Source organism: Shouchella xiaoxiensis, assembly GCF_016907895.1.
In the GTDB taxonomy this organism is placed as follows: domain Bacteria; phylum Bacillota; class Bacilli; order Bacillales; family Bacillaceae_D; genus Shouchella; species Shouchella xiaoxiensis.
Window position 1 is genome coordinate 51,521 of record NZ_JAFBCV010000013.1, and the last position, 13,937, is coordinate 65,457.

General features: G+C 39.4%; 17 protein-coding genes, 9 tRNA genes and 1 riboswitch. Of the genes, 5 read left to right on the plus strand and 21 right to left on the minus strand.

All coding sequences use genetic code 11. The features are described 5' to 3' along the window. Positions 1–8: 8 nt before the first annotated feature. Positions 9–1,100 carry a glycine cleavage system aminomethyltransferase GcvT gene (gene gcvT, locus JOC54_RS17490; RefSeq protein ID WP_204467874.1) on the minus strand — a complete coding sequence of 364 codons (1,092 nt, stop codon included), beginning with the start codon at positions 1,098–1,100 and terminating at the stop codon, positions 9–11. Between the two features lie 145 nt (positions 1,101–1,245). Further along, positions 1,246–1,341: riboswitch (glycine riboswitch) on the minus strand. 160 nt (positions 1,342–1,501) lie between these two features. On the opposite strand from gcvT, the gene JOC54_RS17495 reads away from it, so the two are divergent. After that, entirely contained in the window at positions 1,502–3,178 is a 1,677-nt protein-coding gene (locus tag JOC54_RS17495) for a DEAD/DEAH box helicase (RefSeq protein WP_204467877.1), read from the plus strand. After that, positions 3,165–3,965 carry a YqhG family protein gene (locus JOC54_RS17500; protein ID WP_204467879.1) on the plus strand — a complete coding sequence of 267 codons (801 nt, stop codon included), beginning with the start codon at positions 3,165–3,167 and terminating at the stop codon, positions 3,963–3,965. The genes JOC54_RS17495 and JOC54_RS17500 overlap by 14 nt, the downstream gene beginning before the upstream one ends. Before the next feature lie 30 nt (positions 3,966–3,995). Here JOC54_RS17500 and JOC54_RS17505 read toward each other — a convergent pair whose 3' ends face one another. Beyond that, positions 3,996–4,187 carry a DUF2759 family protein gene (locus tag JOC54_RS17505; protein ID WP_321174586.1) on the minus strand — a complete coding sequence of 64 codons (192 nt, stop codon included), beginning with the start codon at positions 4,185–4,187 and terminating at the stop codon, positions 3,996–3,998. A gap of 125 nt (positions 4,188–4,312) precedes the next feature. Here JOC54_RS17505 and JOC54_RS17510 point away from each other — a divergent pair, with 125 nt between their 5' ends. Next, entirely contained in the window at positions 4,313–4,945 is a 633-nt protein-coding gene (locus JOC54_RS17510) for an MBL fold metallo-hydrolase (protein WP_204467881.1), read from the plus strand. Positions 4,946–4,991: 46 nt separating this feature from the next. Here JOC54_RS17510 and JOC54_RS17515 read toward each other — a convergent pair whose 3' ends face one another. From JOC54_RS17515 to comGC, 7 genes are all read right to left on the minus strand, one after another. Further along, positions 4,992–5,234, minus strand: coding sequence for a DUF2626 domain-containing protein (locus JOC54_RS17515; RefSeq protein WP_035420168.1), 243 nt, complete (start codon positions 5,232–5,234; stop codon positions 4,992–4,994). Between the two features lie 93 nt (positions 5,235–5,327). Continuing rightward, positions 5,328–5,522 carry a YqzE family protein gene (locus JOC54_RS17520; protein WP_035420100.1) on the minus strand — a complete coding sequence of 65 codons (195 nt, stop codon included), beginning with the start codon at positions 5,520–5,522 and terminating at the stop codon, positions 5,328–5,330. A 50-nt stretch (positions 5,523–5,572) separates the two neighbouring features. Continuing rightward, the gene (gene comGG / locus JOC54_RS17525; protein ID WP_204467883.1) at positions 5,573–5,968 is read right to left on the minus strand and encodes a competence type IV pilus minor pilin ComGG; all 396 of its coding nucleotides are present in this window, start codon (positions 5,966–5,968) and stop codon (positions 5,573–5,575) included. Continuing rightward, positions 5,916–6,353 (minus strand): competence type IV pilus minor pilin ComGF, encoded by a 438-nt coding sequence (locus JOC54_RS17530; RefSeq protein ID WP_204468004.1) that lies wholly within the window; start codon positions 6,351–6,353, stop codon positions 5,916–5,918. Before JOC54_RS17530 ends, comGG begins: the two co-directional genes overlap by 53 nt. Next, positions 6,337–6,600 (minus strand): hypothetical protein, encoded by a 264-nt coding sequence (locus JOC54_RS17535; protein ID WP_204467885.1) that lies wholly within the window; start codon positions 6,598–6,600, stop codon positions 6,337–6,339. The genes JOC54_RS17530 and JOC54_RS17535 overlap by 17 nt, the downstream gene beginning before the upstream one ends. A 13-nt stretch (positions 6,601–6,613) precedes the next feature. After that, positions 6,614–7,036: a competence type IV pilus minor pilin ComGD gene (gene comGD, locus JOC54_RS17540; protein WP_054793106.1), complete on the minus strand. Its 423-nt coding sequence runs from the start codon at positions 7,034–7,036 to the stop codon at positions 6,614–6,616. Continuing rightward, positions 7,033–7,341 (minus strand): competence type IV pilus major pilin ComGC, encoded by a 309-nt coding sequence (gene comGC / locus JOC54_RS17545; RefSeq protein WP_035420088.1) that lies wholly within the window; start codon positions 7,339–7,341, stop codon positions 7,033–7,035. Before comGC ends, comGD begins: the two co-directional genes overlap by 4 nt. A 214-nt stretch (positions 7,342–7,555) precedes the next feature. On the opposite strand from comGC, the gene yidD reads away from it, so the two are divergent. Beyond that, the gene (yidD, locus tag JOC54_RS17550; RefSeq protein ID WP_035420085.1) at positions 7,556–7,792 is read left to right on the plus strand and encodes a membrane protein insertion efficiency factor YidD; all 237 of its coding nucleotides are present in this window, start codon (positions 7,556–7,558) and stop codon (positions 7,790–7,792) included. Between the two features lie 53 nt (positions 7,793–7,845). Here yidD and JOC54_RS17555 read toward each other — a convergent pair. From JOC54_RS17555 to hlpB, 12 genes are all read right to left on the minus strand, one after another. Continuing rightward, a tRNA-Leu gene (locus JOC54_RS17555) sits at positions 7,846–7,928 on the minus strand. Between the two features lie 21 nt (positions 7,929–7,949). Continuing rightward, positions 7,950–8,037: transfer RNA gene (locus JOC54_RS17560), tRNA-Ser, on the minus strand. Between the two features lie 35 nt (positions 8,038–8,072). Next, positions 8,073–8,146 (minus strand) — tRNA-Ile (locus JOC54_RS17565). A gap of 16 nt (positions 8,147–8,162) precedes the next feature. Continuing rightward, positions 8,163–8,233: transfer RNA gene (locus JOC54_RS17570), tRNA-Gly, on the minus strand. A 231-nt stretch (positions 8,234–8,464) separates the two neighbouring features. Beyond that, positions 8,465–8,536, minus strand: a tRNA-Gly gene (locus tag JOC54_RS17575). Positions 8,537–8,542: 6 nt separating this feature from the next. Beyond that, positions 8,543–8,617, minus strand: a tRNA-Gln gene (locus JOC54_RS17580). 4 nt (positions 8,618–8,621) lie between these two features. Further along, positions 8,622–8,698, minus strand: a tRNA-Met gene (locus JOC54_RS17585). A 54-nt stretch (positions 8,699–8,752) separates the two neighbouring features. Next, positions 8,753–8,845: transfer RNA gene (locus JOC54_RS17590), tRNA-Ser, on the minus strand. Between the two features lie 9 nt (positions 8,846–8,854). Next, positions 8,855–8,927, minus strand: a tRNA-Ala gene (locus JOC54_RS17595). A 167-nt stretch (positions 8,928–9,094) separates the two neighbouring features. Next, positions 9,095–10,132 (minus strand): competence type IV pilus assembly protein ComGB, encoded by a 1,038-nt coding sequence (gene comGB, locus JOC54_RS17600; protein WP_204467887.1) that lies wholly within the window; start codon positions 10,130–10,132, stop codon positions 9,095–9,097. Between the two features lie 20 nt (positions 10,133–10,152). Further along, a complete protein-coding gene (locus JOC54_RS17605; RefSeq protein WP_204467890.1) occupies positions 10,153–11,136 on the minus strand; it encodes an ATPase, T2SS/T4P/T4SS family in 984 nt (327 codons plus the stop codon). A 58-nt stretch (positions 11,137–11,194) separates the two neighbouring features. Continuing rightward, entirely contained in the window at positions 11,195–11,500 is a 306-nt protein-coding gene (hlpB, locus tag JOC54_RS17610) for an HNH nuclease-like protein HlpB (protein ID WP_204467892.1), read from the minus strand. 79 nt (positions 11,501–11,579) lie between these two features. On the opposite strand from hlpB, the gene JOC54_RS17615 reads away from it, so the two are divergent. Then, a complete protein-coding gene (locus tag JOC54_RS17615; protein ID WP_204467894.1) occupies positions 11,580–13,853 on the plus strand; it encodes an ATP-dependent helicase in 2,274 nt (757 codons plus the stop codon). The last annotated feature ends 84 nt before the right edge of the window (positions 13,854–13,937 follow it).

Here is a 13,937-nt window from a genome sequence, read left to right on the forward strand (position 1 = left end):
CCCTCCAGTTATGCCCTTTTATAAAACGGTGTTTTTACGACTTTAGCTAAAACACGCTTCCCGCGAATATCAACTTCTAATTCTGTGCCAAGTGCACTAAACGCTTTATCAATTAAAATTAATCCGACATTTTTCTTTAGCGTCGGTGACTGCGTTCCTGTAGTCACAAATCCGATTTTCTCATCTCCGTGAAACACAGCATAACCAGAACGAGGAATCCCACGACCGATCATTTCGATGCCGACAAGTTTTCGTGGCGCACCTTCTTCTTTTTGCTTCTTTAAGACTTCCTGTCCAATAAACGCTGATTCTTTATCAGTCTTAACAGCAAAACCGATGCCTGCCTCAATTGGGGTAATTTCACGTGTTAATTCTTGGCCGTAAAGGGCTAGCTTTGCCTCAAATCGGAGCGTATCACGAGCGCCTAAACCACATGGAAGTAAATGAAATGGACGACCAGCTTCCAATATAGCCTCCCATAGCTTAGCCGCATTGCTCGCTTCCACATAGAGCTCAAATCCATCTTCCCCGGTATAACCCGTACGGGAAGCAAACACTGGTATTGATCCAATGCTCACGTTCTCTTTAAAACGAAACGGTCGAATGTCCTCTAAGCTTGTTTCGGATATCGTTTGTAAGATTGGAAGTGCTTGTGGACCTTGTACAGCAATCAATGCGGTTTCAGTTGATTCATTTGTCAATTGAATATCGCCTACTAAATGTTGCTCGATCCAGGCAATATCAGATTCAATATTTGCAGCGTTTAAAACAAGAAGATACGATGTGCTTGAGCAACGATACACAATTAAATCATCAACTGTTCCACCTTCTTCTGTACACATTGCATTATATTGCGCTTGATTATCGACCAATTTAGACAAATCATTGGTCAATAATTTCTGTAAATTTGAAAGCGCATCTGGTCCTTCTACTCTCAGTTCACCCATATGGGATACATCGAACATTCCTGCGTGTTCTCGGACCGCATGATGTTCTTCTTTTATACTGGAAAATGAAACAGGCATTTCCCAGCCACCAAAATCTACTGTTTTAGCCGTTTTTTCATATGTAGTAAACAACGGCGTTCGTTTTAACGTCATTTTTATCCTCCCTTTTGCTTACCTGAAAAAAAAGACAGGGCAAACACACAATGTGTTTGCCCTGTCCTTGAACCAGAAAGTTTCCCTCGGTTTTCCCGAATTGTCTTCGTAGGTGGCTTTTTATAAAAAGCGCTCTCCAGAGTTGCGTCAAGTAAAAGTCTGCTTTGCCTGAGAGATTCACAATTGTTTGCTCCTTCGGCGCTACGTTACGAAACAACGTAGTCTCTCCCTTTACCATCATCCGCCTATTCACTTCATTTCATTTCGTTTTAAAACAACTAAAAAGGTCCATACTAGAAAAGTCTGTTAACACTTCTTATCCTACCAACGGACAGCAAATTGCGCAACAGAAATTTTGTGATTTCAAGATAAAATTACGTGTAAAAAAGGATGTGAATCCGTTGGATATTAACATTAACTTCAACAACGACTGGAATGTTCGTTTTTTAGAAAGACTTGCTCAAGATGGTCCTTGGTCAGACTTTGAAACCTTTAAACTGGCTTACGAAGCACAAAAACATTTACAAATTCCAGACTTCCATGGCTTGCTTGCCCCAAGTTATTTACCTGCGTTAAAACCTTTTCAACATCAGCTCGAAGCTGCACAAACGGTCATTGAGCAAATGAATGGTAAAGCGATCTTAGCTGATGAAGTTGGTCTAGGAAAAACCATTGAAGCAGGACTTGTACTAAAAGAATACATGATTCGGGGACTCGTAAAAAAAGCATTAATTCTTGTTCCAGCTTCCCTGGTTTCTCAATGGGCATCTGAATTAACGAGTAAATTTTACATCCCAGCCATTCCGCAAAAAAAAGCGTACGTTTGGGAACAATGCGATGTCGTTGTTGCTTCAATTGATACCGCAAAACGAGCGCCACATCGTGATATTGTTTTAAATCAACCTTACGATATGGTCATTATTGATGAAGCACATAAATTAAAGAACCCTAAAACCAAAAACTATGAATTCATCCGCTTATTGAAGAAAAAATATTGTTTATTGTTAACAGCAACGCCAGTACAAAATAAATTAGAAGAAATTTTTAACCTCGTTTCTCTATTAAAACCTGGTCATTTAGGCAATATGGAGTCATTCGATAAAGAATTCAAATCGGGTGGTCGCTCTGCAAAAAATGATGAGCAGCTGCGTTCCTTAGTTCAAAAGGTAATGGTAAGAAACCGACGTGAAGAAACGGGGATTGAATGGACAAAACGAGTTGTCCAAACAATTCCCATTCAGTTCAGCGAGAGCGAGCGCCTTTACTACGAAAAGCTTGAATCCCTTAGAGGTGATTTAAACCATTTTACATTGCTCACCTTAAAAAGAGAGCTATGTTCCAGTAGAGAAGCGGTTTTCATGACATTAAAGAATACGATTGAAAAAGCGCAAAAAGAGGGGCGAGATCCATCCTTTGCCGTTAGCCTATTGAATGAGGCGGCCACAATCGAAGGTCATGCGAAAGCTGAGAAAGCATTGGAGCTTATCCAACAAATCGATGGAAAAGTGATTATATTTACAGAATACCGAGCAACACAAATGTACTTACAATGGTTTTTAAAACAACATCATATCACTTCAGTTCCATTTCGTGGTGGGTTTAAACGTGGAAAAAAAGACTGGATGAGGGAACTCTTTAAAAACCATGCGCAAGTGCTCATTGCAACAGAAGCTGGCGGGGAAGGAATCAACCTCCAGTTCTGTCATCACATTATTAACTATGATTTGCCTTGGAATCCGATGAGGATTGAGCAACGAATTGGGCGGCTGCACCGCTTAGGACAAGAACATGATGTACAAATCTACAACTTTGCCGTGCAAGAAACGATTGAGCAAAAAATATTGGAACTCCTTTATGAAAAGATTCATTTGTTTGAGTCTGTTATTGGCGAATTGGATGATATCCTTGCAAAAATGGAGCTACCCGATATTGAAGAACATGTGAAAACCATTATAGAATCTTCTGGTTCAGATGGAGAGATGAAGATTAAGTTTGATCATTTAGTTGCTCTAATGAATGAGGCCCAGGACGAAATAAAAATGGAGAAAGAACAGGAGGGTGATCATGAAACAGCCTGACATTCATCGGTATTTAAGAAGATATTTTACAGCTAATGAAAGCACCATTATCGAAGAATCACCCGCACATTTAACTGTTCAACTATCTGTTAAACTCGATAAAGAATTAATGAATCGTCCTTTTTATTGGCACTATCTAGAAAAAACAGGCGGCACACCAAACCCGATGACACTTACACTTATTACCGACCACCTTCGCAGCCCTGAAGATTTACAAGGAGAACAGATTCATTTTGGCTCACCGCGACTCGCTCAAATCTTTCATTCTGCCAAAGAGCTAGGTGCATTTAGTCGCATGTATGAACTAAAACAAAATGCCACACCTGGCTCGCATCCGTTGCATCCATGGCTAGCTTTAAACGCAAATGTTTCTTTTCAATGTGATCGAAAAAAAGATGTTCTACTCTCTCTTGGCTTAAATCTCATTCACGGACAGATTGTGCCTCATTTCTTTGAACGGCTTCAATCGCTTTCGTTAACACCGAAAATTCCCGATTACTGTTTTACACTCTCACCGCTGATTAAAGTAGAATCTGGAATTACACGTTTACAAAAAGTCATTCAAACTTTTATTGAAAAAGAACCTTCTGATTGGGCAGATGCCGCCATGAAGCGCTGGATGTACGATGAAGAGTTACTGGAGTCTTTTTATGAGCAAGTAGAAGAAAAACCTGAGAGCTATCTTGCCGAGAAACAAGCATTAAAGGAGCTTTACGAACCACATGTCGACGTATCACTCGTTAACGGGGGAATTTTTTATCTACATCAGCAAGTTTTCCAAAAATAAAAGCAAGCTGCGTCTGCAGCTTGCTTTTATTTAAATTGGAATTCCTTGGTCATGTACGAAATAAGACCAGAACGTTGCAATTGAGAAAAATCCAAACACCAACACTGAGACACCACTAAAGCCTACTGCAAAAAAGTTTCTTTGTTTTAAGCTTGAGATGCCTCCCAGCAAAGAAGCAATTGCAATAAGAAGAAACAGTATCGGTAAGAGCAAAACTAACATGAGCATTTCCTCCAGTATGTATTTGTTATTATTGTACTCGTTTTCATTGCATTTGTCGAGCTTCCTTCTTTCTGAAACAGAGGACCTATGCTACACTTTTATTGTACTGAATAAGGAGGCTATTCATGTTTAAACAAATCCCATTAGGTCCAATACAGACGAATGCGTATGTGCTATACAACGAAAAGAAGGAAGCGATTGTATTTGATCCAGGTGCAGAAGGACAAGCTCTTGTTCAATGGCTAAACAAAGAAACACTAAAACCAATTGCGATCTTGTTGACCCATGCTCATTTTGATCACATCGGTGCAGTTGATGAAGTAAGAGATGCCTTTCATTGCCCAGTATACCTTCATGAAAAAGAAGCAGAATGGCTCCTAGATCCCGCATTAAATGGATCTAGCCGGCTAACAGGTCGTACGCTTACGACGGCAAGAGCAGCAGACCACTTGTTAGGTGAGCAAAAAACCTTAACGCTTGGAGATTTTACTTTTTCTCTTTATCATACACCTGGGCATTCCCCCGGAAGCATAACGTACTACTACAAGGAAGAAGACGTTATTTTTTCTGGCGACGTTCTCTTTCAACAAGGAATTGGTCGCACAGACTTAATCGGTGGAAATCAAGACGTATTGCTCCAAAGCATTCATCAGTATCTTCTCACCTTACCAGAGTCAACGGTTGTCGCTTCTGGCCACGGACCTTTAACGACGATTGGTGCTGAAATGGACCATAACCCTTTTCTGGCTGCATATTAAAAAGAACCGCTGCTTTTACTCAAAGCGGCGGTTTTGTATGTATATATTAATGCCCAAAGCTTGGTACATTGATAAAAACAGCGTAATACGTAAAGCCTACGAAAAACACTGTACAATAACCAGCAAAAATATACACATAAACTCGTTCTGACAGCTTCAGGTAGCCGAGCGCAACTAAAATGACGGTTTGCGCAAAAAACAGGAGCGCCATATTATACATATTTCCAATATAGAACAGAACTGCGAAAATGCCTGTCCAAAATCCTAAGACCCGATACATGCGGTCCATCATGTCTACCCCTCCTCTTCAAAAACGACTGTCTTATTCATTATATACGAGGACATGTTTTTTTGTAAATGCTTACTTCAATATAATGAGGACTTACTGGTCCTTACTATTTTTGATTCGTCGTTTTAGGAAAGAAAACGCAAAGGGCATAACCCCAAATGCCCAGTGAGTTAACGGTTCTTTAGCTGCCTTTTTTCTTTCACGCTCAGCTTGGCGGACAGGTTTTGGCTTATCAATTTGTTTAACTGCTTCCTGAGTGGCATACTTTAATAAATCCTGAAAAGACATGGTTACTTCACCTCTTACCTAGCCTGTCCAGTTTCAATTTAATCTAACCATCAAAAGCCCTCATCGTATTGAATAATTCGCTTTCCTTCATAATAAACTCGCGCCTTTCGCTCAGATCCCTTTTTAAGAACTGCATGCAAATCTACATAAGAATTGGCTTCATTTACTCGTACAGTGACCATTCCATCAGAAAGGTTGATCGTCCTCTCTTCTGTTTTCGGATCGACTAGTGCTTGAACCACACCAAGCTGAATTAATGTTTCTAATTGCAAAAGTTCTTTTTGCTGATGAACGATTAATCTTTCGCGATTGTATTCATTGATCTGCCAAAGCAATAAACTGGTTAGTCCAATAAAAACCGCGAGTGTAATTGGAAAAACAACACCTTCTTGATTATTCCAATGCGTGCGTAGCCCATTCTTTAACCGACCAAAAAGATCGCTCATAGCGTTTTCCACTCTCTAATTCAATTTGACAAAAATAAGCTATTTCCTTTGGTAAACAGATAAATTCGTTTACATCCTCGGCCATTATTACAACACCTTTACCGTCGCGATATCGCTGTATTCGTTTGTTGTTTCTTAACTCATACGTAATAACTGAATCTTTTTGATAAATAAAAATCGTGTCATCTCTCCACATTAAAGCATCTGCTTCTTTTGCTTCTTTAGAAACATGATTCAGAAATACAACGATGTCAGGTTGAACACTTATTGTTTTTGCTTGAATACTTATTAAAAAATTAGGAAGCAATAGAGCAACAAGCGCGATTAAGCTTAATCCGATTAAATGCTCGATTAATGTAAATCCACTGTCATTTCTTAAAAGCATAAACACAGTTTTCCTCGTTCTGCCCCACCTCGCTCTTAAGGCAATATTCCATCACATGATTATTTTCTGTATGTTTCCATCCATGATCATTTTCCACTAAATAAAAGGAATAGCGTTTCTCTTCTAACGTCATTAGATCTTGATATTCTTGCTGTAAAGCTTGCTTGTGCTCGTAGACCCATAAAAAAAGGGGCAAAATAACAGATCCCATTAAGCTAATCACTAATAGAGAGGCTAACGCTTCCATTAAAATAAATCCTTTATTGTTCGCGATAAACAATCCTCCCTTTTCCAATTTGAATGGAAAATCGAGCGTGTATATGATCTGTAAATACATCCCACGATCCAGCTTTATGTGGGTGGCCATTTGCTAAGAAAACGATATCATTCATACTCATTGTGATTGATTTCAACTGGATTTCATGCTCATAGTGAAATCGGAATTGCTCAGCACGATTGTAAAAAAGAATAAGCTCATTCCCTTCAAATAAAACGGTTACCCTTTTTCCTTCTGTCATTGCCAAGTGTTGAGCATATACAAGGTCATTACGCAGTTTTTCGATTGTGACACGTTCGTCCTTTTGCAAATGATTTGAATTTGAAAATAATGTAGGAAGTAATAAAAGAATGGATAGTAATAGGAGAGTTAACAGACATTCGATGAGGGTAAACCCTTTGTTCATTGCGAGATACTAACGGTTTTGCCATTTAAAACAATTCGTTTACCGGAGGCACAGCTCACTTGGTCAATATAGCCTTCTTCAATCAGGACATCAATGCTTTGAGGGATTGAACCGTGTTCGACTTCATATGCGGCTACTTGCGTTTGAACCAGTTTACGGGTTGCTTCACAACTCTTATCGCCAGCCATATCCGTATTTTTTGACATATTCGGGAGTGCAATTAACAATAAAACAGAGATAATCATCAGTACAACGAGCATTTCAATTAAGGTAAAACCTTTTTCATTGCTTCGTTTCTTTTTCATTACTCACCTCTTTAATGTTTTATGGTGACGCTCCAGTTACCCTATCCCCCTTTCTATTAGCTTCAATAACATTATTCGACCTTTTCTCTGTTATTCCTTCAAAAAAGACGCAAATGTCGAAATCTATTTAATACCTTTGCGGTGGCTTCTTGTTTTTAAGTTCTTAGTTAATTTGTTATACTTACAAAATAGGACAGTGAAAGGATTTCCCCATATGAAAATGGTATTGCTAGCTCTCATACGCTTTTATAGGCGCTTTATTTCTCCATTAACCCCGCCTTCATGCCGTTTCTATCCAACATGCTCTCAATATGGAATAGAAGCGATTCAAAGGTTTGGCGCGTGGAAAGGTGGGTTTTTAACGTTAAAACGGTTATTAAAATGCCATCCATTTCACCCAGGTGGTTTTGATGATGTTCCTAATCCACACAAGAAATTAACAAATAAATAATACAGCACTATTGAAAAAAGCTTCACGCAAATGCGTGAAGCTTTTTTCAATAGTGCGGGTGAAGGGACTTGAACCCCCACGTCATAAAGACACTAGATCCTAAGTCTAGCGCGTCTGCCAATTCCGCCACACCCGCTTAGCTTTATAAACTTACATACGGAGAAGGAGGGATTTGAACCCTCGCGCCGCTCGCGCGACCTACACCCTTAGCAGGGGCGCCCCTTCAGCCACTTGGGTACTTCCCCAAATAAAAAAACACTTACCAATTTTAGTAAGGTGATGGGCCTGAGTGGACTCGAACCACCGACCTCACGCTTATCAGGCGTGCGCTCTAACCAGCTGAGCTACAGGCCCCTACAAAAAAAGATAAAGCGGGTGATGAGAATCGAACTCACATCATCAGCTTGGAAGGCTGAGGTTTTACCACTAAACTACACCCGCATGTTAATAATATGATTTTCATAATGCTACCTAACGCCTGATCATGTCTCTTCCTCTACAAGTTTACTCCATGAAGTAAATCCGTCGAGACAACTCGTAGCAATCTCACTGAAGCTTTGCTCGTGGCTGAGGTTTTACCACTAAACTACACCCGCATGTTAATCAATCATAATCCAATTGTTGTTCTCCTATGTTACTAACTGCGCCACCTATTCAAACGAAAGAACAGAGAGCGGAAGACGAGATTCGAACTCGCGACCCCCACCTTGGCAAGGTGGTGTTCTACCACTGAACTACTTCCGCATAAAATGGCTGGGCTACCTGGGATCGAACCAGGGAATGACGGAATCAAAATCCGTTGCCTTACCGCTTGGCTATAGCCCAAGATTGGTTGCGGGGGGCGGATTTGAACCACCGACCTTCGGGTTATGAGCCCGACGAGCTACCAGACTGCTCCACCCCGCGACGATTATAAATGATACTTTGCGTTGCTATAACTATAATAAACTTTGCTGAAAATGGAGGAGGAAGAGGGATTCGAACCCCCGCGCGGTTTGACCCGCCTGTCGGTTTTCAAGACCGATCCCTTCAGCCGAACTTGGGTATTCCTCCGAGAAAAAGTGGAGCCTAGCGGGATCGAACCGCTGACCTCCTGCGTGCAAAGCAGGCGCTCTCCCAGCTGAGCTAAGGCCCCCTATTACAATATGTAATGCCATGGCGAGTAACGCCAGCGACATTTAATAATATATCATAGCTCATTTAAAATAACAAGGTTTTTTTATTATTTTTTTTGCCGTTCAATTCTTTTCTGAAATCTACTTCTTATTGTACCTATAATGAAAGCTGATAGCAAGTTTGCTCTTACATTGAATCAATCATTTCATACATCGGGAGCATCACAACTAAAAACAACATTAAAATAAATCCTCCAACGCCTATTAGTAAAAACGGCTGCATAATCGCCATTCTTTTTTGGATCGTTTCTTCAATTTCTTGAAAAAGCCACTGACTATAATACTGTAAATCCTCTGCTACTTTCCCTGTTTTCATTCCGTTTTCAACAATAATTGCTAGCTCATTTGTATAATAATCTCGATTACCTATATAAGTGAATAGCGCATCACCTTTCATTAAAGCCGTCCTCATATAATAGGCTTCCTGACGAAAAAAAGCTAAATAATTCTGTTTTTCAAAAATGGATAGAGCTTGTTGTATCGTCATACCGGTGGAAAGCAAACGGCCAAGCTGCATGGAGAAAAAATAAGAAACAAGTTGCTGAACAACAATCTTTGATTGGTTCAGTTTTAATAGAACTGCCATTTTTTCATGAGCAGATTTTGTCTTATATTTTTGGGTGATGATATAGGCGCAAATAGCTCCTACTATGAATAAAAATAGTGCTACATAGGGGAAGATGGACAAAAAAGAAAAAAACAGGCGTGTCAGTAATGGGGGTGAGTTTTGCATGGTTTGAAACAATGATATAAAGTGTGGAACAATAAATTGATTCACTATAATTAAGGCAATCACAACTCCCCAGATTAGAAATACGGGATATCTTAACAGTTTTTGAAACTGTTTTTTTAATATCGTTCTTTTTTGGGCAAGGTGAGCTGCCTCAACTAACCCTTCTGCCAGCCTACCTTGTTCTTCATAAAAATAAATAAACGATTGAATTTCTCCAGCTAGGTTCAGACTGTTTAAGCTAGCACAAACACTTGAACCTCTTTTTAACTCATTCCGAATAAACTCTATATTTGCTTGCAGGTTACTAGATGCTTGGACATGCAAAAAGCGCAAGGCTTGCTCAATCTCGTAACCTTTAGACAACAATTCACCTAATCGTCTTATAAATAGGATATGTTCATCTGTACTTCTTATTTTCTTCTTAATTTTCAAGGAGCCACGCCTTTCATCCATTATAGTAATCGTAAACATTCTTCAGTGTCGATTGCCTTGATTGCCCATGCTCGCTTTAGGGAAGTACAATTTGACCTTTTTGGTTTTACCCCCTTAATAGCCTGAACTAAATCATCACCTACGAGCCAATCGTAGACTGAAAACCTCATGGTTGTTCCTTTAATAACAGCTAACTTTTGATGTACAACAGCTTTAATACAGTCGAAACCATTGGTCACACCTAGCTCTGTTAAACGCATAAACGATAAAAATGCATTAGTAGCATGTAAACTTGCTAACACTAGATGTCCCGTCATTGCTGCTTGAATCGCTAATACCGCAGTTTGCTCATCACGAATCTCTCCAATCACGATTATATCAGGGTCATGCCTAAGAATAGCCTGTAGAGCATGAGTAAAGGTAATGCCTGCTTTTTCATTAACCTCCATTTGAATAACACCTTCTAACGGACGTTCTACAGGATCCTCTATTGAAATAATGATTGCTTGATCCCTTTTTTTAAATTCTTCCAACAAAGCGTAAATAGTCGTTGTTTTTCCTGAACCTGTTGCACCAGTTATTAAAACTAGACCTTCATTTAAAAGTGAAATTCGACTTAAGTGAGATTGATCCGCTTGAAAAAAGGATAAGGATTGTAATAAATATGGTGATGTAAAAGGGGCAATTCGGATAGCTAAGCTTTCAGTAGGTGATGCAGGTAAAGTGGAGAATCGAAGTGTAAAAGAAGTAGATTGATGGGTATAAAGCATTGACTTACTCTGGGATTTACGACGTTCGCCAATATCCATACCCACACTATATTTAAGGTAGTTAATCATTTTTTCGGCTATGTCTTGTTGATAAAAGCTCCCCATTGTTAACGATCCGGCTACTCGATATCGGCATTGGTAACCATTTTTTAGCGGCATGAAATGTATATCTGTTGCTCCTAAAAGAATGGCTTCATTTATTAAATCCTTACTTGTTCGTTCAATATCAGTCAAGCACATCCCTCCTCGTTTTTCCTACTAACATCATTCGACTCCAATAAACAAAATCCTCCTACCGTTTTCCTTTTTTTCTTATAGTTGATTTTTTAGTTCTCGGTATCGTGTCTGCAGGCTGTTTTCTAATCCATTTTATAAATTTGTTCAGTGATTCGTCTCTTCTTAAGTTTTCTACAGTCGTTAGACGCGCTGCAATTTCTTTGTTTGTATAGAGAGCATGAATTTGCTTATGGCACGGAATACAGAGATGTGCTGTTGGACCAAACAAGCCCCCTTCTTCTTTTGGAAGAAGATGATGTACAGTTGTCTTTACATTCATTCTTCCACAAAGTTCACAATTCTTTTTTTGATTCTTGTTCATATCTCACCTCTCACTTAGCTACTTTTTTATTGCAGCATGTTCCTTTCATTGATACGATATTGTTTTGAAAGGAGCTTTCATGAAAACAGCACTTTATTTGAAACAACCCGTTTATTTACCAACATTCGATCGAGAGCAATGGCACAAGCTCTATTTAGCAAGTCGGCGCGGCTCAGTCACTTGTCTTCATTGCGGAGACCCATTAAAAATGACTTTTTCCATATATGAAGAACCTTCTTTTCATCATACAGTTACGTCATCATTTGACTGTGAACAACAAGTGAAAGCATATGAACAATCGCAAAAAAAGACGGAAGACCGAAAAACAGTACACGGCTTTATTCTTCCAAGAAGAACCGAAATTAATCAAGTTGAGAATCAATGGAAAAGTCCAGATCCTGTTTCTTCCATTCCAACTTTCGTTCCCTCAAATAATAAGAAAGCTAGCTATAGTCCTTATCGTCAGCAGTTATTGGATGCAAACCTCTCTTTTGATCACAATCAATGGGAAGCAGTCACACACACTCAAGGCCCCCTGCTCTTGCTTGCTGGTGCGGGGAGCGGCAAAACCCGTGTGCTTACTGCTCGAGCTGCATATATGTTAACCGAAGTACATATTCCCGTTAATCAAATGGCACTCGTAACGTTCACTGCGAAAGCAGCTAAAGAAATGCGTGAACGAATGCGCTTATATCCAGGAGTGACAACTAAAGTTGCACACCAACTACTTGTCCGTACATTCCACAGCTTGTTTATCCAAATGCTTCAACATGCTAACCCGCAAAAATGGGACATGTCCCATTTGTTAAAATGGCCCCAATCCCTATTGAAAGAAGTAGGAACTGAATTAGGACTAGACGAGAGTACGTTTGCGTATGACCAAGCGCTTACGCAAATTAGTTGGTGGAAAAATCATATGCTTCTCCCTTCTTCTATTTCTCCAAAAACACCGTTTGAAGAAAAATGCTTGGGCCTTTATAAACGTTTCGAAGACCGAAAAGAAGCATTAACCTTATTTGATTTCGATGACGTTCTAGTAGGTTGCCTCAACTTACTCCAAGAAAGCAGACATTTATTGGAGCGTTATCAACAACGGTTTACCTACTTATCGATTGATGAATTTCAAGATATTAATAAAATCCAATTTGAGATCATCAAATTATTAGCACAGCCCCATCAACATTTATGTGTGGTCGGGGATGACGACCAATCCATTTATGGTTTTAGGGGAAGTAACCCAGAATATATTCAACTATTTACTACTATATATCCAGCTGCTAAAACCATTCATCTCAGTGCAAACTATCGATCAACCCATCCGATTGTGGCATCTGCAGAGCGTGTAATTGAGAAGAACCTAGACCGTTTAGACAAGCAACTGCTCGCTCAAGAAGATTCAAAGGATAAACCACTGTTCTTTTATCCATTGAATGAAGAGGAAGAAGCAACAATGGTGATTGAAGATATTTATCAAAAGCTCAATCAAGGTTGCTTATTAAGTGAAATAGCGATTCTTTACAGGACAAATGTAAGTGTACGAGCTTTGTTAGAACGATTGCTTGATTCAAACATTCCCTTTTCTATTGATCAAAAGCCTGATTGCTTTTATGAAAGACCTCTTATTCGGCGCGCACTATCTTTTTTTAGAATTTCATTAAATGAGGACAGCAATATTGTTATTCAAGATCTGTTGCAAGCTTTATTTATTCGACAAGACAAACAAATTGAATTAAAACAAATCCAACAACAGCGTGGCTGCACGTTACTTGATTCGTTTTCATTTCTAAGTGACCTCCTCCCATTTCAACAAAAGAAATTAAGAGAGCTCCCCATGCAATGTCGTAAATTAACACAATTAAAACCATACGAAGCATTAACATTTATCGAAAATGAGCTTGGGTTTAAAGATACCATGCGTAAACAAGGTCAAGAGGGCAATAAGATGGAAAAAGGCAGCGATGATTTTAAACAGCTTAAGGTCATTGCTAAACAGTTTGAAACGATTGAGGCTTTTTTAAATCATGCAGATCATGTTATTGCTAAACATTCTTCATCACTCGAAACTTCTCCAGATGGCATTCAGCTTATGACCGTTCATCGCTCGAAAGGCTTAGAATTTAATTATGTCTATATTTTAGGTTGTGTCGATCGTAGCATCCCTCATGAATACGCTCTTGACGCCTTACGTGAGGGAGACGAAAAGCCGTTACAAGAGGAACGCCGTCTGATGTATGTGGCGATCACAAGAGCTATTAAAAACGTTTTCCTTTCTGTTCCTACTCATTACAGAGACAATCGCAGCTTTCCCTCTCGGTTTCTGCGTCCATTATTAAAAAGCAGCTCTTCTTCATGAAGGCTGCTTTTTCCTCTGGACTAGTACAACTTACCTCTGCATAAACTGATAAGGATGATTTATACAATAGCTAGACTGGCAAAC

Coding starts and splice junctions, on each gene's coding strand:
- gcvT (WP_204467874.1), bottom strand. CDS start 1,100: ATGACGTTAAAACGAACGCCGTTGTTTACTACATATGAAAAAACGGCT.
- JOC54_RS17500 (WP_204467879.1), top strand. CDS start 3,165: ATGAAACAGCCTGACATTCATCGGTATTTAAGAAGATATTTTACAGCT.
- JOC54_RS17505 (WP_321174586.1), bottom strand. CDS start 4,187: ATGTTAGTTTTGCTCTTACCGATACTGTTTCTTCTTATTGCAATTGCT.
- JOC54_RS17510 (WP_204467881.1), top strand. CDS start 4,313: ATGTTTAAACAAATCCCATTAGGTCCAATACAGACGAATGCGTATGTG.
- JOC54_RS17515 (WP_035420168.1), bottom strand. CDS start 5,234: ATGGACCGCATGTATCGGGTCTTAGGATTTTGGACAGGCATTTTCGCA.
- JOC54_RS17520 (WP_035420100.1), bottom strand. CDS start 5,522: ATGTCTTTTCAGGATTTATTAAAGTATGCCACTCAGGAAGCAGTTAAA.
- comGG (WP_204467883.1), bottom strand. CDS start 5,968: ATGAGCGATCTTTTTGGTCGGTTAAAGAATGGGCTACGCACGCATTGG.
- JOC54_RS17530 (WP_204468004.1), bottom strand. CDS start 6,353: ATGCTTTTAAGAAATGACAGTGGATTTACATTAATCGAGCATTTAATC.
- JOC54_RS17535 (WP_204467885.1), bottom strand. CDS start 6,600: ATGGAAGCGTTAGCCTCTCTATTAGTGATTAGCTTAATGGGATCTGTT.
- comGD (WP_054793106.1), bottom strand. CDS start 7,036: ATGAACAAAGGGTTTACCCTCATCGAATGTCTGTTAACTCTCCTATTA.
- comGC (WP_035420088.1), bottom strand. CDS start 7,341: ATGAAAAAGAAACGAAGCAATGAAAAAGGTTTTACCTTAATTGAAATG.
- yidD (WP_035420085.1), top strand. CDS start 7,556: ATGAAAATGGTATTGCTAGCTCTCATACGCTTTTATAGGCGCTTTATT.
- hlpB (WP_204467892.1), bottom strand. CDS start 11,500: ATGAACAAGAATCAAAAAAAGAATTGTGAACTTTGTGGAAGAATGAAT.
- JOC54_RS17615 (WP_204467894.1), top strand. CDS start 11,580: ATGAAAACAGCACTTTATTTGAAACAACCCGTTTATTTACCAACATTC.